Annotated in this window: 15 protein-coding genes; 4 read left to right on the top strand and 11 right to left on the bottom strand. The window is 72.8% G+C overall.

Annotated features, from left to right (window positions below):
• Positions 1-63: 63 nt before the first annotated feature.
• The 4 genes from FRADC12_RS02515 to coaE form a co-directional block, all read right to left on the bottom strand.
• A complete protein-coding gene (locus tag FRADC12_RS02515; protein ID WP_045875400.1) occupies positions 64-381 on the bottom strand; it encodes a protealysin inhibitor emfourin in 318 nt (105 codons plus the stop codon).
• Between the two features lie 305 nt (positions 382-686).
• Positions 687-1,772, bottom strand: a complete 1,086-nt coding sequence (locus FRADC12_RS02510) for a M4 family metallopeptidase (RefSeq protein ID WP_045875399.1) — start codon at positions 1,770-1,772, stop codon at positions 687-689.
• A 251-nt stretch (positions 1,773-2,023) separates the two neighbouring features.
• Entirely contained in the window at positions 2,024-2,311 is a 288-nt protein-coding gene (locus tag FRADC12_RS02505; RefSeq protein WP_045875398.1) for a cupin domain-containing protein, read from the bottom strand.
• 208 nt (positions 2,312-2,519) lie between these two features.
• A complete protein-coding gene (coaE, locus tag FRADC12_RS02500) occupies positions 2,520-3,113 on the bottom strand; it encodes a dephospho-CoA kinase (protein WP_045875397.1) in 594 nt (197 codons plus the stop codon).
• Between the two features lie 213 nt (positions 3,114-3,326).
• Here coaE and FRADC12_RS02495 point away from each other — a divergent pair, with 213 nt between their 5' ends.
• A complete protein-coding gene (locus tag FRADC12_RS02495; protein ID WP_232303564.1) occupies positions 3,327-3,956 on the top strand; it encodes a hypothetical protein in 630 nt (209 codons plus the stop codon).
• A gap of 153 nt (positions 3,957-4,109) precedes the next feature.
• A complete protein-coding gene (locus FRADC12_RS34760) occupies positions 4,110-4,508 on the top strand; it encodes a sigma factor-like helix-turn-helix DNA-binding protein (RefSeq protein ID WP_255355236.1) in 399 nt (132 codons plus the stop codon).
• On the opposite strand, the gene FRADC12_RS28020 is transcribed toward FRADC12_RS34760, so the two are convergent.
• A complete protein-coding gene (locus FRADC12_RS28020; protein ID WP_157488670.1) occupies positions 4,436-4,918 on the bottom strand; it encodes a Uma2 family endonuclease in 483 nt (160 codons plus the stop codon). The genes FRADC12_RS34760 and FRADC12_RS28020 overlap by 73 nt on opposite strands.
• A 45-nt stretch (positions 4,919-4,963) precedes the next feature.
• Positions 4,964-7,111, bottom strand: a complete 2,148-nt coding sequence (gene uvrB, locus FRADC12_RS02485; RefSeq protein ID WP_045875396.1) for an excinuclease ABC subunit UvrB — start codon at positions 7,109-7,111, stop codon at positions 4,964-4,966.
• Between the two features lie 297 nt (positions 7,112-7,408).
• Between uvrB and FRADC12_RS02480 the strand changes: the two genes are divergently transcribed.
• Positions 7,409-8,767, top strand: coding sequence for a zinc metalloprotease (locus FRADC12_RS02480; protein ID WP_045875395.1), 1,359 nt, complete (start codon positions 7,409-7,411; stop codon positions 8,765-8,767).
• 48 nt (positions 8,768-8,815) lie between these two features.
• Here FRADC12_RS02480 and FRADC12_RS02475 read toward each other — a convergent pair whose 3' ends face one another.
• From FRADC12_RS02475 to FRADC12_RS02465, 3 genes are all read right to left on the bottom strand, one after another.
• Positions 8,816-9,379, bottom strand: coding sequence for a helix-turn-helix transcriptional regulator (locus tag FRADC12_RS02475; protein ID WP_045875394.1), 564 nt, complete (start codon positions 9,377-9,379; stop codon positions 8,816-8,818).
• Between the two features lie 67 nt (positions 9,380-9,446).
• Complete coding sequence (locus tag FRADC12_RS02470) at positions 9,447-10,112, bottom strand: MBL fold metallo-hydrolase (RefSeq protein WP_045875393.1); 666 nt, start codon at positions 10,110-10,112, stop codon at positions 9,447-9,449.
• Positions 10,113-10,231: 119 nt separating this feature from the next.
• Complete coding sequence (locus FRADC12_RS02465) at positions 10,232-11,221, bottom strand: glycosyltransferase family 2 protein (RefSeq protein ID WP_045875392.1); 990 nt, start codon at positions 11,219-11,221, stop codon at positions 10,232-10,234.
• A 703-nt stretch (positions 11,222-11,924) separates the two neighbouring features.
• On the opposite strand from FRADC12_RS02465, the gene uvrA reads away from it, so the two are divergent.
• Positions 11,925-14,828, top strand: a complete 2,904-nt coding sequence (uvrA, locus tag FRADC12_RS02460) for an excinuclease ABC subunit UvrA (RefSeq protein ID WP_045875391.1) — start codon at positions 11,925-11,927, stop codon at positions 14,826-14,828.
• A 99-nt stretch (positions 14,829-14,927) separates the two neighbouring features.
• On the opposite strand, the gene FRADC12_RS02455 is transcribed toward uvrA, so the two are convergent.
• Positions 14,928-15,443 (bottom strand): NUDIX hydrolase, encoded by a 516-nt coding sequence (locus FRADC12_RS02455; RefSeq protein ID WP_045875390.1) that lies wholly within the window; start codon positions 15,441-15,443, stop codon positions 14,928-14,930.
• Positions 15,444-15,471: 28 nt separating this feature from the next.
• Positions 15,472-15,885: an SsgA family sporulation/cell division regulator gene (locus FRADC12_RS02450; RefSeq protein ID WP_045875389.1), complete on the bottom strand. Its 414-nt coding sequence runs from the start codon at positions 15,883-15,885 to the stop codon at positions 15,472-15,474.
• Positions 15,886-16,175: the final 290 nt, after the last annotated feature.

Genomic DNA, 16,175 nt, shown 5'->3' with positions numbered 1-16,175 from the left:
GTGGGCGCCGCGAGACCCGTGCGGCGGCCCGCCTGGGATGCGGACGAACGCCCGGGTGGTCTGTCAGCGGCGGGCGGGGAGCAGCGGTGCCGCGGAGAGCAGCTGGATGAGCGGTTTCGCGGCCTCGGGGACGGGCTCGGCGAAATGGTGCACGTCGTGGCGGTCCCCGGCGTCGACCTCGACGGCGTAGGTGAACCGGTCCGGGCCGGTCGCCGCCGCGGGCCGGGCCGGCGGCGCGGCGGGGAGGCCTGCGACAAGCGCGCGCAGCGCCGCGGCATCGCCGGCAGGCAGCACGGCGGTGTCCAGCCCGCGCCGGATCGTGCGGCCCGCGAAACCACCCGACCGTTCCAGCACGACCCGGACTCGTGGGTCGCCGCTCATGACCGACAGTCCCTCATGAGCTCCATTGTCCCCCCGATCTGGCCGTTGTCCCCCTGATCCGCCGTCCCGTCGACGCCATTTTCTGACCGGTGCCCCCGTCAGCCGGACGCTTCAGCTGGTGTGACGCCGGCGTTGGACCGACACCTCCGTTGGTCTGACGCCTCCGTTTCTGCCCCATGGTGCGGTCTGCCGCCTGGACCCAGCTGGGACCTACGTCGGTCGCCGCCCGGTCGAGGCGGCGCGACGAGCCGGGCCAGGTGGCCCGGCTCGTCGCGCCGCGGCCCAGGGCCGGCGGCTCGCGGTCGTCACACCTTGATGCCGACCTGCTTCCAGGCGTCCTGGACGGCCTGCGCCTCGGTCGAGCCGAAGAGGGTCCTGGCCTCGGAGACGGTGAGGGTGGCGAACTGGGCGAAGGTGGAGCTCGCCTTGACCCGCCCCGAGGTCAGGGTGGCGTACCAGATCTTGCCGGCCTTCTCCCAGGCGTGCCCGCCGAGCGCGATGGCGGCGAGGTAGAACGCGTGGTTGGGGATGCCGGAGTTGGTGTGCACGCCGCCGTTGTCCGAAGTGGTGTAAACATAGCCGGACATCTTGGCCGGCTGGTCGTCCTTGCCGAGCGTCGGGTCGTCGAACGCGGTTCCCGGCGCCTTCATCGACCGCAGCGCCTCGCCCTGCACGCCCGGGGCCAGCAGGCCGGCCCCGATCAGCCAGTCGGCGTCCGACGCCTTCTGCCCGAGCTTGTACTGCTTGACCAGCGAACCGAAGACGTCGCTGACCGACTCGTTGAGCGCCCCGGCCTGGTTGAGATAGGCGAGCCCGGCCGTGTACTGCGTGACGCCGTGGGTCAGCTCGTGGCCGATCACGTCGAGCGAGACGGTGAACCGGTTGAACAGCTCACCGTCGCCGTCGCCGAAGACCATCTGGTCGCCGTTCCAGAAGGCGTTGTCGTAGTGGTCGCCGTAGTGGACCGAGGCGATCAGCGGCAGGCCGTGGTCGTCGACCGAGTTCCGGGACAGGACCTCGGAGTAGAAGGTGTACGTCGCGCCGAGCCCGTCGTACGCCTCGTTGACCTCCACATCGGCGGTCGGCGCCTGGCCCTCGGTGCGCACCGTGGTGCCGGGCAGGTTCTCGCTGCCCTTCTCGTCGTCGATCGTGCGGCGCAGCCCGCTGGTCGGGGCCGGCTTCGGCGCCGGGGTGGGCCGGGGGCGCCGGCCGCCCCAGAACTCGGTGACGAGCGCGTTGTGCACGCGGACGGTGCGTTGCGTGTTGTCCAGAGCGAGGGTCTGCAGGGCCCAGTCGCGCTGCTCGTCGGTGCCGTTTCGGATGATCCGTTCGAGCAGGTTCGGCGGGACGGCGCAGTGCCGGACAGGGGTACACAGAGACTGGGGATTCACGGTCGGCTCCCAACACGGCCGCCGGGCGTGCGCACGCGTGTGGCCTGCGTTCCCGGCGGCCTGAGGCGGCGTTGTGGGCCTGGTCCGGCCAGGTCGGTGCGACCGGACACCGGCCCGGAGGGCTGATGCGCAACGTGACCGACCTTTCCGTGTCGGCCATGCGTTGTCCAGTTGTGTCGCGGTCGGAGAGCGGACATCCGGAAAGCCGCCACGGCCGTTTCGGGCCGTCATCGGCCGGCGGCCGGCCTGGCTCAGCCCGGCGGCTGGCGGCGTGACAGCGCGGACAGCACGAGCGGACCGTCCCCCGGGTTGCGCAGCCACCGCGGCTCCGGCAGGTCGAGCACGAGAACCGCGCCGGCCCGGAAGGTGGCCTGGGTGCCGTCCTGGCATACGACGTCGAGCTCGCCACGCTCCACGACGACGAGCGTGTCGACCCAGTCGGCCCGCCGGAACGCGACGGAGTCCCCGGCCGCCACGACGACCGTGCGCAGCCGCAGGTTCGGCGGGAGGCGGGTGCCCAGGTAGGACAGCTCCCGCACGTCGTCCGTCAGCGCTCGGCCCTCGCGGCCCGGCCGGAGACCCGGGCGACGGCGGCCGCCCGAAGGTCGCTGGCCCGGGGCCGTCGAGGGCGGCCACGGCGTCGCTCCGCCCGCACCAGTGGCATGTCCACGTCTGTGAGACGCCCCAGGATGGCGCGACTCATCGGCTCGGCGGTAGCGGCCGGCCCGGCGCAGGTGGCGGGTGGTCCTAGCCGGCGGCGTCCCGGCGCGCGACGAGGTCCAGCCAGAGCGCGTCCACCTGGGCGTGCAGGTCGGCGAGCGTCCCCGAGTTGTCGAGCAGGACGTCGGCGACGGCACGGCGGTCCTCGTCGGAGGCCTGGTTGGCCATCCGGGCCTCGGCCTGGTCACGGGGGAGGCCGCGGCCCGCCAGCCGCTCCAGCCGCAGCTCGCGGGGCGCCTCGACGACGACCACGACGTCGTAGCCCTTGGCCATCCCCGCCTCGACCAGCAGCGGGATGTCGTGGACGACCACGGCCCCCGGCGGCGGGGCGCTGAACTGCCGGGCGGTCTCGTCGCGGATCAGCGGATGGGTGATGCCCTCCAGCCGCCGGCGCGCCGCCGGGTCGGCGAAGACGACCGTCCCGAGCTGTTCGCGGTCGAGACTGCCGTCCGGGCGCAGGATGCCCGGGCCGAAGGCCGCGGCCACCGCGGCGAGCCCGGGGGTGCCAGGCGCGACCACCGCCCTGGCGAGATTGTCCGCGTCGATCACGATGGCGCCGTGCTCGGCCAGCCGGCTCGACACGGCGCTCTTCCCTGACCCGATCCCACCGGTAAGTCCCACCCTCGCCACGTCGCCGAGTCTGCCGTACCGCGGGCGCCGGAGCGCGGCTCGGGTCGGTCCATCCGCCGGCGACGGACCAGGCATCCTGGACCAGTGGTGGGCACGAGGCCGGGAACGGCAGCCGAGCCGGCGGGGCCGAGCCCGTCTGAGCCAGGCCGGCCTGTGCCGAGCGCGTCCGAGCTGAGCCCGCCGCCGCGTCGGCGGGCTCGCTGGGTGTCGCGGACCTGGCCGGTGCTGTTGCTGGCCGTGCTGTACGGCGGGGGCGCCCTCGGGCTGGCGCTGCTCGCCCGGCTGGCCCCGGGCGCCCCGCTGCTGCTCCTCGCGCTGCGGCCGACCTGGTCGGTCATGCTCCTGGTCGGCGGCTCGGTGCCGTTCCTGCCCGCGGTCCTGATCGCGGTGCCGCTGCGCGCGCTCGTGCGGGTCGGCTACTTCGGCATCGCCCGCAACGACCTGCGCTCGGTGCTGGTGGTGCGCCCCGGCGGGCGGCGCGTCGTCGGCGCGCTGTCGCGGCGCTCGACCGAGCGCATGCTGCTGTACGTCTGCCTGGTCAACGCCAACCCGGCGGTCGACGCCGCCCTCGGCGGCAGCGGGGTCTCCTGGCGGCGGTTCCTGAGCTTCGTCGTCCCCGGCATGGCCCTCCAGACTGCCGCATACCTGTTGGCCGCCCGCGCGGTGTCTCCGTGGGGGCGCACCCTCGTCGCCTGGCTGGACGGCCACGTTGCCGAGGGGCTCGTGGCGCTGCTCGCCGCCGGCCTGCTGCGCCTGGCCGCGCGGTCGCTGCTGGCCCGCGACCGGCGCAGGCGGTCCGGCCAGATCGCGCCGGCGGACCCCGGCGGGGGCTGAGCGAGCCGCCGTCGGCCTCCGTCCGGACGAAAGGTGACCGGCGCGGCCGCCAGGCCGATCACGGGGGACGGCCGGGGCGACGCGCGGCGGCAGGGGGCCGGCCAAGCCGGGATGTCGGGTTCCTGACACCCAGCGGCCGACGAGCGGGCCCGGCTGGTCGTAGCGCTGCGCCGGCTGCCGGCCCGGCAGCGGGCGGCGGTCGTGCTGCGCCACTACGAGGACCTCAGTGAGGCGGAGACCGCGCGGCAGCTCGGCCGCACGGCCGGGACCGTCAGGAGCCTCACCACCTTCCACCCGCGCAGCTGGTACCTGCCCCAGCTCCCGTTCCGCGTCCTCGACTACAGCGACAACCCGCCGAGACCACAGCGCTCCTGGCCAGCATCAAGATCAGCTAACCCGCGTCCACCCCTCGGCCTGGCCGGTCTTCCGGCCAGGCCGAGGGGTGGCGTCATGCCGCCGGCGACCCGAACGCGACGAGGTCAGTTGGCTCCGAAGTCCATGGGCTGGCGCTTCAGGACCCAGTCCAGCGGACGCGGCCCCGCCGACGAGTAGCCGCCCGTGCCCAGGGTTCGGAACGTCACCGGCTGGGTGCCGCCCTGCTCGACGGTCCAGTACCGCTCGATCCCGGCGCGGGCGTACTCGCCGACCTTGTCGACCAGATCGTTCTGGCGGGGCCCGCGCGAGATCACCTCGATGACGACCTGCAGCCCGTCGACCGGGACGTAGACCGACGCGACGCCGACATCGGGCGCCGCGTCCGCCCACACCGTCAGGTCGGGCTGACGCCCGCCACCGGACCAGGCCGTCAGCCGCATGACGATCCGGGAGTGCTCCGGCGTCGGCGTCATCATGACCCGCAGCTCTCCCTCGTCACTCAGCTCGTAGCGGTGCAGCTCGTCGGCCTGGCCGATGGCCGCCACATCGCTGAGGGTGATGTCAACGGGAACGCTGATCATGCTCATGAGCTGATTGTCCCTGCTCCCGAGGTTGGCGGCCACCACGTCCAGCTACTCGACGCCGGCGGCGGTCATCCCGCGCAGCTCCTTCTTCAGTTCCGCGATCTCGTCGCGCAGGCGGGCGGCCAGCTCGAACTGGAGTTCCTTGGCGGCCTCGTGCATCTGGTCGTCGAGCTGGCGGATGAGGTTGGCCAGGTCGTGGCGGGGCATACCGGCCAGCTCCGCGGCGTAGCGGCCGACAGCATCCTGCTTGCCGCCACGGGACTTCATCCCGGGCACCGGCGCCTTGCCGCGGGACTGGGCCCGGCCACCGCCGTACATCTCGCCGTCGGCGTTCTCCCGGACCATGTCGTCGAGGATGTCCATGACCTTCTTGCGCAGCGGCTGCGGGTCGAGGCCGTGCTTCTCGTTGTAGGCGACCTGCAGCGCGCGCCGGCGGTTGGTCTCGTCGATCGCGGTCCGCATCGACGGGGTGATCTTGTCGGCGTACATGTGGACCTGGCCGGCGACGTTGCGGGCCGCGCGGCCGATCGTCTGGATCAGGGACCGCTCGGAGCGCAGGAAGCCCTCCTTGTCCGCGTCCAGGATCGAGACCAGCGAGACCTCGGGCAGGTCGAGGCCCTCACGCAGCAGGTTGATGCCGACGAGGACGTCGTAGTCGCCGCGGCGCAGCTCGGTGAGCAGCTCGACCCGGCGCAGCGTGTCGACCTCGCTGTGCAGGTAGCGAACCCGGATGCCCAGCTCCAGCAGGTAGTCGGTCAGGTCCTCGGACATCTTCTTGGTCAGCGTCGTCACGAGAACCCGTTCGTCCCGCTCGGCGCGCAGCCGGATCTCGTGGATCAGGTCGTCGATCTGGCCCTTCGTCGGCTTCAGCACGATCTCCGGGTCGATCAGGCCGGTCGGCCGGATGATCTGCTCGACGATGCCGTCGGCCTTCCCCAGCTCGTACGGCCCGGGGGTCGCCGACAGGTAGACCGTCTGGCCGACCCGCTCCAGGAACTCCTCCCAGCGCAGCGGCCGGTTGTCGGTCGCGGACGGCAGCCGGAAGCCGTGGTCGACGAGGTTGCGCTTGCGGGACATGTCGCCCTCGTACATGCCGCCGATCTGCGGCACCGTGTTGTGCGACTCGTCGATGACCATCAGGAAGTCGTCGGGGAAGTAGTCGAGCAGGGTGTGCGGCGCGGTGCCGGCGGCGCGGCCGTCGATGTGGCGCGAGTAGTTCTCGATGCCCGAGCAGAAGCCGACCTGGCGCATCATCTCGATGTCGTAGGTGGTCCGCATCCGCAGGCGCTGGGCCTCCAGCAGCTTGCCCTGCCCCTCCAGTTGCTCCAGCCGGGTGGCCAGCTCCTCCTCGATGCCCGCGATCGCCCGTTCCATCCGCTCCGGGCCGGCGACGTAGTGGCTGGCCGGGAAGATGAAGACCTGCTCGACCTCACGGACGATCTCGCCGGTCAGCGGGTGCAGGTAGCTGATCCGCTCGATCTCGTCGCCGAACAGCTCGATCCGGACGGCCAGCTCCTCGTAGACCGGGAACACCTCGACCGTGTCGCCGCGGACCCGGAACGTGCCGCGGTCGAAGGCCAGGTCGTTGCGGGCGTACTGGACGTCCACCAGCCGGCGCAGCAGCAGGTCCCGGTCGATCTCCTCGCCGACGGAGATCTGGACCATCCGGTCGATGTACTCCTGCGGGGTGCCGAGGCCGTAGATGCAGCTGACGCTGGCCACCACGATCACGTCCCGGCGGGTCAGCAGGCTCATCGTCGCCGAGTGCCGCAGCCGCTCGACCTCCTCGTTGATCGAGGAGTCCTTCTCGATGTAGGTGTCCGTCTGGGCGATGTACGCCTCAGGCTGGTAGTAGTCGTAGTACGAGACGAAGTACTCGACGGCGTTGTGCGGCAGCAGCTCGCGGAACTCGTTGGCGAGCTGGGCGGCCAGCGTCTTGTTCGGCGCCATGACCAGGGTTGGGCGCTGCAGCTCCTCGATGAGCCACGCCGTCGTCGCGGACTTGCCCGTGCCGGTCGCGCCCAGCAGCACGAGGTCCTTCTCGCCCGCCCGGATCCGCAGCGCCAGCTCCTTGATCGCGGCCGGCTGGTCACCGGACGGCTGGTAGTCGGAGACGACCTTGAACGGCGTGGCGGAGCGCTTGTTGTTCACGGTGGGTCGGTTGGCGACGCTCGGCCTGACCGTGGCGGGCGCCATCGCTTCGTGCCGTGTCGCTTCGTGCCGTGTCGCTTCGGGTCGAGGCGCCGCGGGTCGTTCGGACGTCGTGCTCATACGGACCAGAACACCACACCCGTCCGACAGTTTCCGCCGGGCTGCCCGGCCGCCTCGGAGCACGGCCCTGGCCGGTCGGCCGAACCTGTCGGAGACGGGCGTCACCATGGCCGGGTGCCGGCCGGACATCCCGGTTCGGACGGGAGGGCGAGGGGCACGACAGTCGTTGGGGGATAGGAACAGGGACGCGATGAGCGAGTCCCCGAGAGGAGCCGGACGACCATGGGCACCCAAGACGCGAGCAGCGGCCGTCGACTGCCCAGGATCGTCGTGCGTCCGGGCCTGGCGGTCTCGGTGGCGATCGTCACCGCCCTGCTCGGCTGGCTGACCCTCCCGGTGACGGTCCCCAACCGGACCGGCTCGGCCTACTTCAGCGCCGGCCTCCTCGGCGCCCTGCTGCTGGTGGGAATTCTGGTCACGGCTGACCTGGCCCGGTCGTTCGCCGCCCGGCGCGCGGGTGTCGAGGTCCACGCGATCCAGCTCGGCGCGTTCGGCAGCAGGCTCATGCTCGGCCGGCCGCCGGTACCCGCGGGCGGCTTCCGCCGCGGCCCCGACGAGATGATCTGGGGCGTCGGGACCTCCGGCGTCGGTGCGGCGGAGCCCTATCCGGCGGAGCCGCCTGGCGGCGCCGCCGCTCCCGGTTCGCCGGCCCAGCGGCCCGGCGAGCCCGGGCCTACCGGGCTGGACCCGCGCGCCGACGCCGCCATCGCCCGCGCCGGGCTGCTGACCACCCTGCTGCTCGGCGCGGCGCTGACCGCGCTCGGCGTGTTCGCGCCCGGCGGCACGATCGAGCTGGCGGCCCGGGTCGCCCTGTGGGTCGGCACCTTCACCCTCCTGATCACGCTCGTCGACCTGCTGCCCTCGCCGCGCACCCCGGGCGGGCGCGTCCTCGCCGCCTTCGTCCTGCGGCGCGGCGGCGGCCCGCGCCGGGCCGCGGCCGTGGTCGCCAGGACAGGCGTGATCACGGGCTGGGTGCTGCTCGCCGCCGGCGTCGCCGCCTGCTTCCTGGTCGGTTTCGTCGGGCTCTGGGCGGTGCTGCTGGGCTGGATGGCGCTCGCGTCGTCGCGACTGGAGCAGGCGCGCCAGCGGGCCGGCACGGCGCTGGAGGGGGTCTTCATCCGAGACGTCATGGCGCCACCGCCGCCCAGGCTGCTGGCCTGGCAGACCGTCGACGCCGCGCTCGCCGAGGTGGTCCGGCCGGGCGCGCTGGTGGCCCCGCTGTTCACGGTCCACGAGGTCGAGGACACCTTGGCCGGCGTCGCCCTTGCCCGCGCCCTGGCCGCGGTTCCGCTGGACGACCGGGACCTGGCCCGGGTCAGCCGGGTCACGATCCCGATGTCGGCGGTCCCGACGGCGCGTCCCGACGAGCCGCTGGCCGTCGTCGCGCCGCGGCTGGCCGAGCAGCCCGCGGCCGGCTGCGTCCTCGTGCTGGACGGGGAGCAGCGCGACGCCGCCGGCAGCCCGCGCGTCGTCGGCGTCGTCGGGCCGCTGGAGATCCGCCGCGCGATCGAGACGGCGCCGGCCCGCGGTCGCGCGGTCGTCGCGGGCTTCAGCCGGCCGCACCACCACCCGGGGCGCTGAGCACCGGCGCCGGCCTGACGGCTGACAGCCGCGCCCGCGGGCTGGGCGCTACAAGCGCGGGCTCGGCGCGGGGAACGCGGCGAAGGCCTCGCGCCACTGGATCGGGATCTCAGTGAGCTCCGCGTGGCCGATCCGGTCCCAGCGGAACCAGCGTGGCGCGTCCTTGTCCAGGCTCCAGGCCAGCAGGTACCAGCTGCCCCGGGCGTAGGCGAACGCGTGCGGCTCGACCTGGCGGTGGCTCGGCCGCCCGGCGGCGTCGACGTAGTCGATCGTGACGGCGACGCCGCTGCGCATCGCGTCCTCGATGACGGGCGTCGCCGCTGACCGAGGCAGCCCGTCCGGGCGCCTCCACACCTCGGCCGCCCGTTCGACGACCCGTTCCTGCCCAGCCGGCCCGAGCGCGGTGAGCACCTTGTGCAGCGCGGCCCGCGCGGCGTCGGCCAGCGGCCCGTCAGGCAGCGCGACCAGGGCCACCGCGACGGCCGCCGCCTCGCCCTCGGTGAACTCGACCGCCACCGCCACCGCCACCGCCACCGGCGCCGAGCCGGCCGCCGTCGACTCGGCTGCATCCGCCGGCGGGTCTGGTCGCGCTCGCGACCCGGCCGCAGTCATACCGTCACGGTGCCACCTCAGCGCCGGGAATTGGGCCCGATTTCCGTACTAGGCCTACCGGGCCGAGCTACCAGCCGCGGGCCCGCCACTCGGCCAGGTGTGGGCGCTCGTGGCCCAGGGTTGAGTCCTTGCCATGGCCGGGGTAGATCCACGTCGCGTCGGGGAGCGGGCCGAAGACCTTGGCCTCCAGGCCGTCCATCAACGAGGTGAAGGCCGCCGCGTCGTCGCGGGTGTTGCCGGGGCCGCCGGGGAAGAGGCAGTCGCCGGTGAACAGGTGCGGCGCGGCCGGGTCGGCGTCATGGAGCAGGGCGACCGAGCCCGGGGTGTGACCGACGAGGTGGATCGCGCGCAGGGCGACCTGGCCGACGCGGATCTCCTCACCGTCACCCAGCAGGGTGGCCGTCGGTACGGGGATCGCCGGGGCGTCGTCTGGGTGCGCGACGGTAGTGGCGCCGGTCGCGGCCACGATGTCCGACAGGGCCTGGACGTGGTCCGGGTGGCGGTGGGTCGTGACCACGGTCGCCAGGCCCTCGTCGCCGATGACGCGCAGCAGGGTCTCCGGCTCGTTGGCGGCGTCGATGAGCAGCTGCTCGCCGGTCGTGGTGCAGCGCAGCAGGTAGCAGTTGTTGTCGAACGGGCCGACGGCGACCTTGGTGATGGTCAGGCCCGGCAGCTGCCGGACGTCGGCCGGCCCGCCCACCGTGACGTCGCCCGTGTACTCGCGCACGCTCATCGTTTGCCCTCCGGCCCGCCGGTCCCGGTCTCGTCACCGTCATTCTTCCCGCCTGGACCGGGCTCCGTGCCAGGAGTACCAGGCGCGAGCCCGGCAGGCTCCGTCGATGGCCGCGCCGGTCAGCCGTGGACGGCGGGCCCGTCGCCAGGCCCAGGCACGGCGTCCAGGGCCGCGAGCCTGCGCCGGGCCGGTGCCGGTACCGCCCGCCACCGGGACCGAACCGCCGGCTCCCAGCCTGGCCAGAGCATCCCCTGGAGCATCCCGACGAGGATCTGGACGCCCCGGGTGGCGTCGGGCCACTGCCCGGTGACCAGCTTGCGGGCGACGAGCAGGACCAGCTGTGCCGCATGGACCAGCAGCCAGCCCCGGCCGGTGGAGCCGCGGTGGCGGCGGGCGTACGGCACCGCCGCCCGGCCCAGCTCGCGCTGCAGCTCCGCGGCCTGCCCGGCGGTGGTGCCGCCGGTGTGGCGTACCGGCCAGGCACCGTCGCACCAGCCGATCCGGCCGCCGGCGGCGAGCAGCCGGGCGAACAGGTCGGTCTCCTCGTAATAGAGCCAGAAGGTCGGGTCGAACCCGCCGATCCGCAGGAACATGTCGGTTCGAATCGCGAAGAAGGCGCCGACCGGATAGCGCAGCGCCGGCCACCGGGCGATCGCCGCGGCCTCTCCGCGCACCGCGGTGAACGCACTGGTCCGCCTGTTCGGCAGGACCGCGGTCGAACGGCCGGGACCGCCGTCATCCGTGCACATTCCAAATCCGAGCACGTCAACATCGGCGGGTGCCTGCGCGAGAAGTTTCGGCAGCATTTCCCGGGTGTCATCGGGGATGGCGACGTCGCTGTTCACGACGAGGACCCAGCCGGGCCGCCCACCCTGTCCGGGCTCGTCGTCGAGCGTGTGCCGGACCGCCAGGTTCACCGCGGTGCCGTAGCCGATGTTGCCGTGGCCCTGGTAGACGCGCACTCCGGCGGGAGCGTCGTGATGCGAGTGGCCTGGCTGGTTCTCGACCAGGGCGACCCTGCAGCCGGTCAGGGTGGTGAGTGCGCCGAGGAGCCCGGCCAGGTGCGGCGAGCCGCCGTGGGAGACGACGACGGCGAGGAGGATGTGCATGATGTCCGCTCTCCGGGGCGCGGCGAGGCCGCGCATCGTCGTGAAAAGGGCTGCTGGCAAGCCGCCCCGCGTCACCGTAGCCAGGTGGTCCGGGCCCCTCCCGGCAATTCGGTCCGGCGAGTCGCCGCGCAATAGGTGTTGCCCCTGCCGGGCCTCACCGTGAATTCTGTTGTTCACACGGAAGACGTTCCCGGACGTCGGCCAAGGTCATTTCGCGCCGCCTGATGGACGCTCGGCGAGGCTGGGCGGCTGGCTGCCCGCCGCTCGGGGGGTGGGCGGCCGCGCGTGCCTGGCGTAGCCGTGGCGGCGGCGTGGCATCCGGCGGCCCCTGCCCGGGACCCGTCCCGGCGCTCGCTACTATCGAACGAGCGTTCGGCCCGGTTCGGAGGCTCCGCGTGGCGAAACCACGCAGAGCACGGGTCGGCCGAGCGGCCCACCCCGCCGGCCGAGAAGTGTCAGACCCCATCCCTACGGTGGGAGTGCGCTCACCGCGGCCGGGTTGTCAGGGGACGAGCGAGCGGGTGCGGCGTGCCCCGGCCCCGCGGGCGAGCGGCGTGGCGCCCATGCGGGCTGGTGCGTGAGCCGTGGACGGGGCGGGTCACCCCGGGTGTGGGCTGGTGGGAGCTCGGCCGCCGGTCGGCCGTCGGGTCCGGCCACGGCGGTGCCAGGAGCGACAGGACCGACAGGACGTGAGGAAACCCAGATGACGGACCGGCTCGTCGTACGGGGCGCGCGTGAGCACAACCTGCGGGACGTGGACCTCGACCTGCCCCGCGAGGGGCTCATCGTCTTCACGGGGCTGTCCGGCTCGGGGAAGTCCAGCCTGGCGTTCGACACGATCTTCGCGGAGGGCCAGCGCCGCTACGTCGAGTCGCTCTCGGCCTACGCGCGCCAGTTCCTCGGCCAGATGGACAAGCCCGACGTCGACTTCATCGAGGGCCTGTCACCAGCCGTCTCCATCGACCAGAAGTCGACCAACCGCAACCCGCGCTCGACGGTCGGGACGATCACCGAGGTCTACGACTACCTGCGGCTGCTGTTCGCCAGGGCCGGGCGCCCGCACTGCCCGAAGTGCGGCCGGCCGATCTCCCGGCAGACCCCCCAGCAGATCGTCGACCGCCTGATGGAGCTCCCGGAGGGCACCCGCTTCCAGGTGCTCGCCCCGGTGATCCGCGGCCGCAAGGGCGAGTACGTCGACCTGTTCGCGGAGCTCCAGACGTCCGGCTTCTCCCGGGCCAGGGTCGACGGGTCGGTCATTCAGCTCACCGACCCGCCGAAGCTGGAGAAGCAGAAGAAGCACACGATCGAGGTCGTGGTCGACCGGCTCGCCATCAAGGAGACGGCCAAGCGGCGGCTGACCGACTCGGTCGAGACCGCGCTGCGCCTGGGCAACGGCCTGGTGCTCGTCGACTTCGTCGACCGGGACCCCAAGGACGACGACCGCGAGCGGATGTACTCCGAGCACCTCGCCTGCATGTTCGACGACCTGTCGTTCGAGGAGCTCGAACCGCGGTCGTTCTCGTTCAACACGCCCTACGGCGCCTGCCCCGAGTGCACCGGCCTCGGCACCCGCAAGGAGGTCGACCCGGAGCTCGTCGTCACCGACCCGACGCTGTCGCTCGCCGAGGGCGCGATCGGCCCCTGGTCCGGCGGGCACAACAAGGAGTACTTCGAGCGGCTGCTGAGCGCGCTCGCCGAGGACCTGCACTTCAAGATGGACACCCCGTGGGAGGGGCTGCCCGAGCGGGCCCGCAAGGCGGTGCTGCACGGCAGCGGTGAGACCGAGATCCACGTCGGCTACACCAACCGGTATGGCCGCAAGCGGTCCTACTACACGGCCTTCGAGGGCGTGATCCCGTTCCTGGAGCGCCGGCTGCGCGAGGCCGAGTCGGACGCCAGCCGGGAGCGGTACGAGGGCTACATGCGCGACGTGCCCTGCCCGGGGTGCCGCGGCGCCCGGCTGAAGCCGGAGTCGCTGGCCGTCACTGTCGGCGGCCACTCGATCGCCGAGGTCTCGTCACTGTCGATCCGGGACTGTGCCGACTACCTGACGACTTTGGAGCTGACCGAGCGGGAGCAGTCGATCGCCGGGAGGGTGCTCAAGGAGATCGACGCGCGGCTGGCGTTCCTGCTCGACGTCGGCTTGGACTACCTCTCGCTCGACCGGGCCGCCGGGACCCTCGCCGGCGGGGAGGCGCAGCGGATCCGGCTCGCGACCCAGATCGGCTCCGGCCTCGTCGGCGTGCTCTACGTCCTGGACGAGCCGTCGATCGGCCTGCACCAGCGGGACAACCGGCGCCTGATCAAGACGCTGGTCCGGCTGCGCGACCTGGGCAACACGCTGATCGTCGTCGAGCATGACGAGGACACGATCCTGGCCTCGGACTGGGTGGTCGACATCGGCCCCGGCGCGGGCGAGCACGGCGGTCGGGTCGTCGTCTCCGGGCCGGTCTCCGACCTGCTGACCAGCGAGGAGTCACTGACCGGCGCCTATCTCTCCGGCCGACGCTCGATCCCCGTGCCCGCGGTCCGCCGGCCGACGACGAAGGGCCGGATGCTCACGGTCCACGGCGCCCGGGAGCACAACCTGCGCGACGTCACCGTCTCGTTCCCGCTCGGCTGCCTGGTCGCGGTGACCGGTGTGTCCGGCTCGGGCAAGTCGACGCTGGTCAACGACATCCTGGCCGCGGTGCTGGCGAACAAGCTCAACGGCGCCCGCGAGGTCCCAGGCCGGCACCGGACCGTGTCCGGCCTCGACCACCTGGACAAGGTCGTCCGGGTCGACCAGTCGCCGATCGGGCGCACCCCGCGCTCGAACCCGGCGACCTACACCGGCGTGTTCGAGCACATCCGGCGGCTGTTCGCCGAGACCACCGAGGCGAAGGTCCGCGGTTACCTGCCCGGCCGGTTCTCGTTCAACGTCAAGGGCGGCCGCTGTGAGGCGTGCTCGGGCGACGGCACCATCAAGATCGAGATGAACTTCCTGCCGGACGTGTACGTGCCCTGCGAGGTGTGCGCCGGTGCCCGGTACAACCGGGAGACTCTTGAGGTGCATTACAAGGGCAAGAACATCGCCGAGGTCCTCGACATGCCGATCGAGGAGGCGGCCGAGTTCTTCGCCGCCGTCCCGGCCATCGCCCGCCACCTGAGGACGCTCGACGAGGTCGGCCTCGGCTACGTCCGGCTCGGCCAGTCCGCACCGACGCTTTCCGGCGGCGAGGCGCAGCGCGTCAAGCTCGCCTCCGAGCTGCAGCGCCGCTCCACCGGCCGGACCGTCTACGTCCTCGACGAGCCGACGACCGGCCTGCACTTCGAGGACATCCGCAAGCTGCTCGGCGTGCTCGGCCGCCTCGTCGACGCCGGCAACACGGTCATCGTCATCGAGCACAACCTCGATGTCATCAAGACCGCCGACTGGATCGTCGACATGGGGCCGGAAGGCGGCAGCGGCGGCGGTCGGGTCGTCGCCGAGGGCCCGCCGGAGTCCGTCGCCGCGAACCAGGCGAGCCACACCGGTGTCTTCCTGCGGGAGATCTTCGAGGGCCGGGCCGAGAAGTCGGCACACGCCGACGCGGCCGTCCTCACCGCCACCATCGGAGCAGCCTGACCTGGGGCCCAGGCCTGGCCTGTCGAGGCCGGGCTGGCCGAGCACTACGTGATGGTCGTGGGCCGGGCCCGGTTCCGGCCAGGGCGAACGACCCGACGCCTACCTGGCCGCCAGCGCGGCGAGGGCGCTTGTGACGAGGTGGCGCATCAGGTCCGGGTGCGTCCCCTGGTAGCGGGCCAGGAAGTCGGCGGGAGCCAGCGTGACGCGCCCGGCCGACTCGTGCCCGCCCGTCCAGGGCTGGAGGCTCAGTAGCCGGGCCGCGTAGATGAGCATGTAGGTGAGGTCGTCCGGTCCGAAGTAGTCCGACTCGACGACCTCGACGAGGACGAGGCCGGCCAGCTCGGCCCTGACCTCCTCCCAGGTCTCCCGCCGGGCGGTCCGCTCCGGTGAGGCGTCGCCGCGCTGGACGTGGCCGCCGGGCAGGTCGACGCCGCGGGCGAGGTCGGCGAGTAGCAGTGCGCCGTCCTCGGTGACCGCGACCACCGCGGCGCTGGTCACCGCGGCGAATGCGGGCTCGGCGGACGGGCCCAGGCAGGTCAGCCTGGTCCCGGCGCCGGCGCGGCGAGGGGTCGGCCGACGGTCCTGATGGGCTTCCTGAGCGGTCGTGTCTGTCATCCCCCCGCCTTCGCCGCTGCCGGGTGGGTCAGGCGCGCAGGAGGTCGTCGAGGACGGCGTCGAGCTCGCGCTCGGGGTGCTCCTGACCGGCGGGGACGAGCCGCTCGGTCCGCTCCAGGAAGGCGCGAAGCGACTCGGCCTCCAGGACGACGGTCGAATGGCGGTCGCCGTCCGTCAGATCGAGGGTGATCTCGGCGCTGCCGGGGTCCGGGGTGAAACGCACGTCCCCGTCGCCGGTCGGTGCGTCCAGCCCGGCGCGCAGCGCGTCCCGGGGGGCCACCCAGTTGCCCTGCGGCAGCGCCGGGTGGTCCGGGCGGGAGACAAGGGCGAGGCTCACGGCCAGCGGGTCGCAGGCCCGCCAGGTGACAACGAGGACGGTGATCCGCCCGCTTGTCGACGCGTCGTCGAGAACGAACTCGGTGGTGACGTCCAGACCCTGCACGGGTGGGTCCCTCCCTCATGTGCCTACCCAGGCCGGCGCGCCGTTGTCTCCCAGCTCCTGAGTCTCCGAGTTGCTGAGTCGAGGGTCGCAGCGTCGGGTCCCAGGTGCCAGTCGGGGTGTCGAAGGACCCGCGACTGTCGGCGTTGACGTGTTGTCTGCCGCGGCTGCGTGCTCGCCCGGAAACGGTCGGTGCTTCCCGGTGCGCCGCCTGTGCTTGCGGTGAACAGACGGAGAGCGTGGAACGGCTCCGTTGCCTGGTGTGCGGTCCTGCTGTGGTGCGGAGAAGCTGA

Source organism: Pseudofrankia sp. DC12 (genome assembly GCF_000966285.1).
Classification (GTDB): domain Bacteria; phylum Actinomycetota; class Actinomycetes; order Frankiales; family Frankiaceae; genus Pseudofrankia.
Note: the sequence above shows the minus strand (reverse complement) of the source record. Positions and strands in the feature narration are given on the sequence as shown.

Bases quoted from the DNA above. Each gene is read 5' to 3' on its own strand.
- FRADC12_RS02455 (WP_045875390.1), bottom strand. From the start codon at position 15,443: ATGACAGACACGACCGCTCAGGAAGCCCATCAGGACCGTCGGCCGACC.
- FRADC12_RS02465 (WP_045875392.1), bottom strand. From the start codon at position 11,221: ATGCACATCCTCCTCGCCGTCGTCGTCTCCCACGGCGGCTCGCCGCAC.
- uvrB (WP_045875396.1), bottom strand. From the start codon at position 7,111: ATGGCGCCCGCCACGGTCAGGCCGAGCGTCGCCAACCGACCCACCGTG.
- FRADC12_RS02515 (WP_045875400.1), bottom strand. From the start codon at position 381: ATGAGCGGCGACCCACGAGTCCGGGTCGTGCTGGAACGGTCGGGTGGT.
- FRADC12_RS28020 (WP_157488670.1), bottom strand. From the start codon at position 4,918: ATGAGCATGATCAGCGTTCCCGTTGACATCACCCTCAGCGATGTGGCG.
- FRADC12_RS02480 (WP_045875395.1), top strand. From the start codon at position 7,409: ATGGGCACCCAAGACGCGAGCAGCGGCCGTCGACTGCCCAGGATCGTC.
- uvrA (WP_045875391.1), top strand. From the start codon at position 11,925: ATGACGGACCGGCTCGTCGTACGGGGCGCGCGTGAGCACAACCTGCGG.
- FRADC12_RS02475 (WP_045875394.1), bottom strand. From the start codon at position 9,379: ATGACTGCGGCCGGGTCGCGAGCGCGACCAGACCCGCCGGCGGATGCA.
- FRADC12_RS02470 (WP_045875393.1), bottom strand. From the start codon at position 10,112: ATGAGCGTGCGCGAGTACACGGGCGACGTCACGGTGGGCGGGCCGGCC.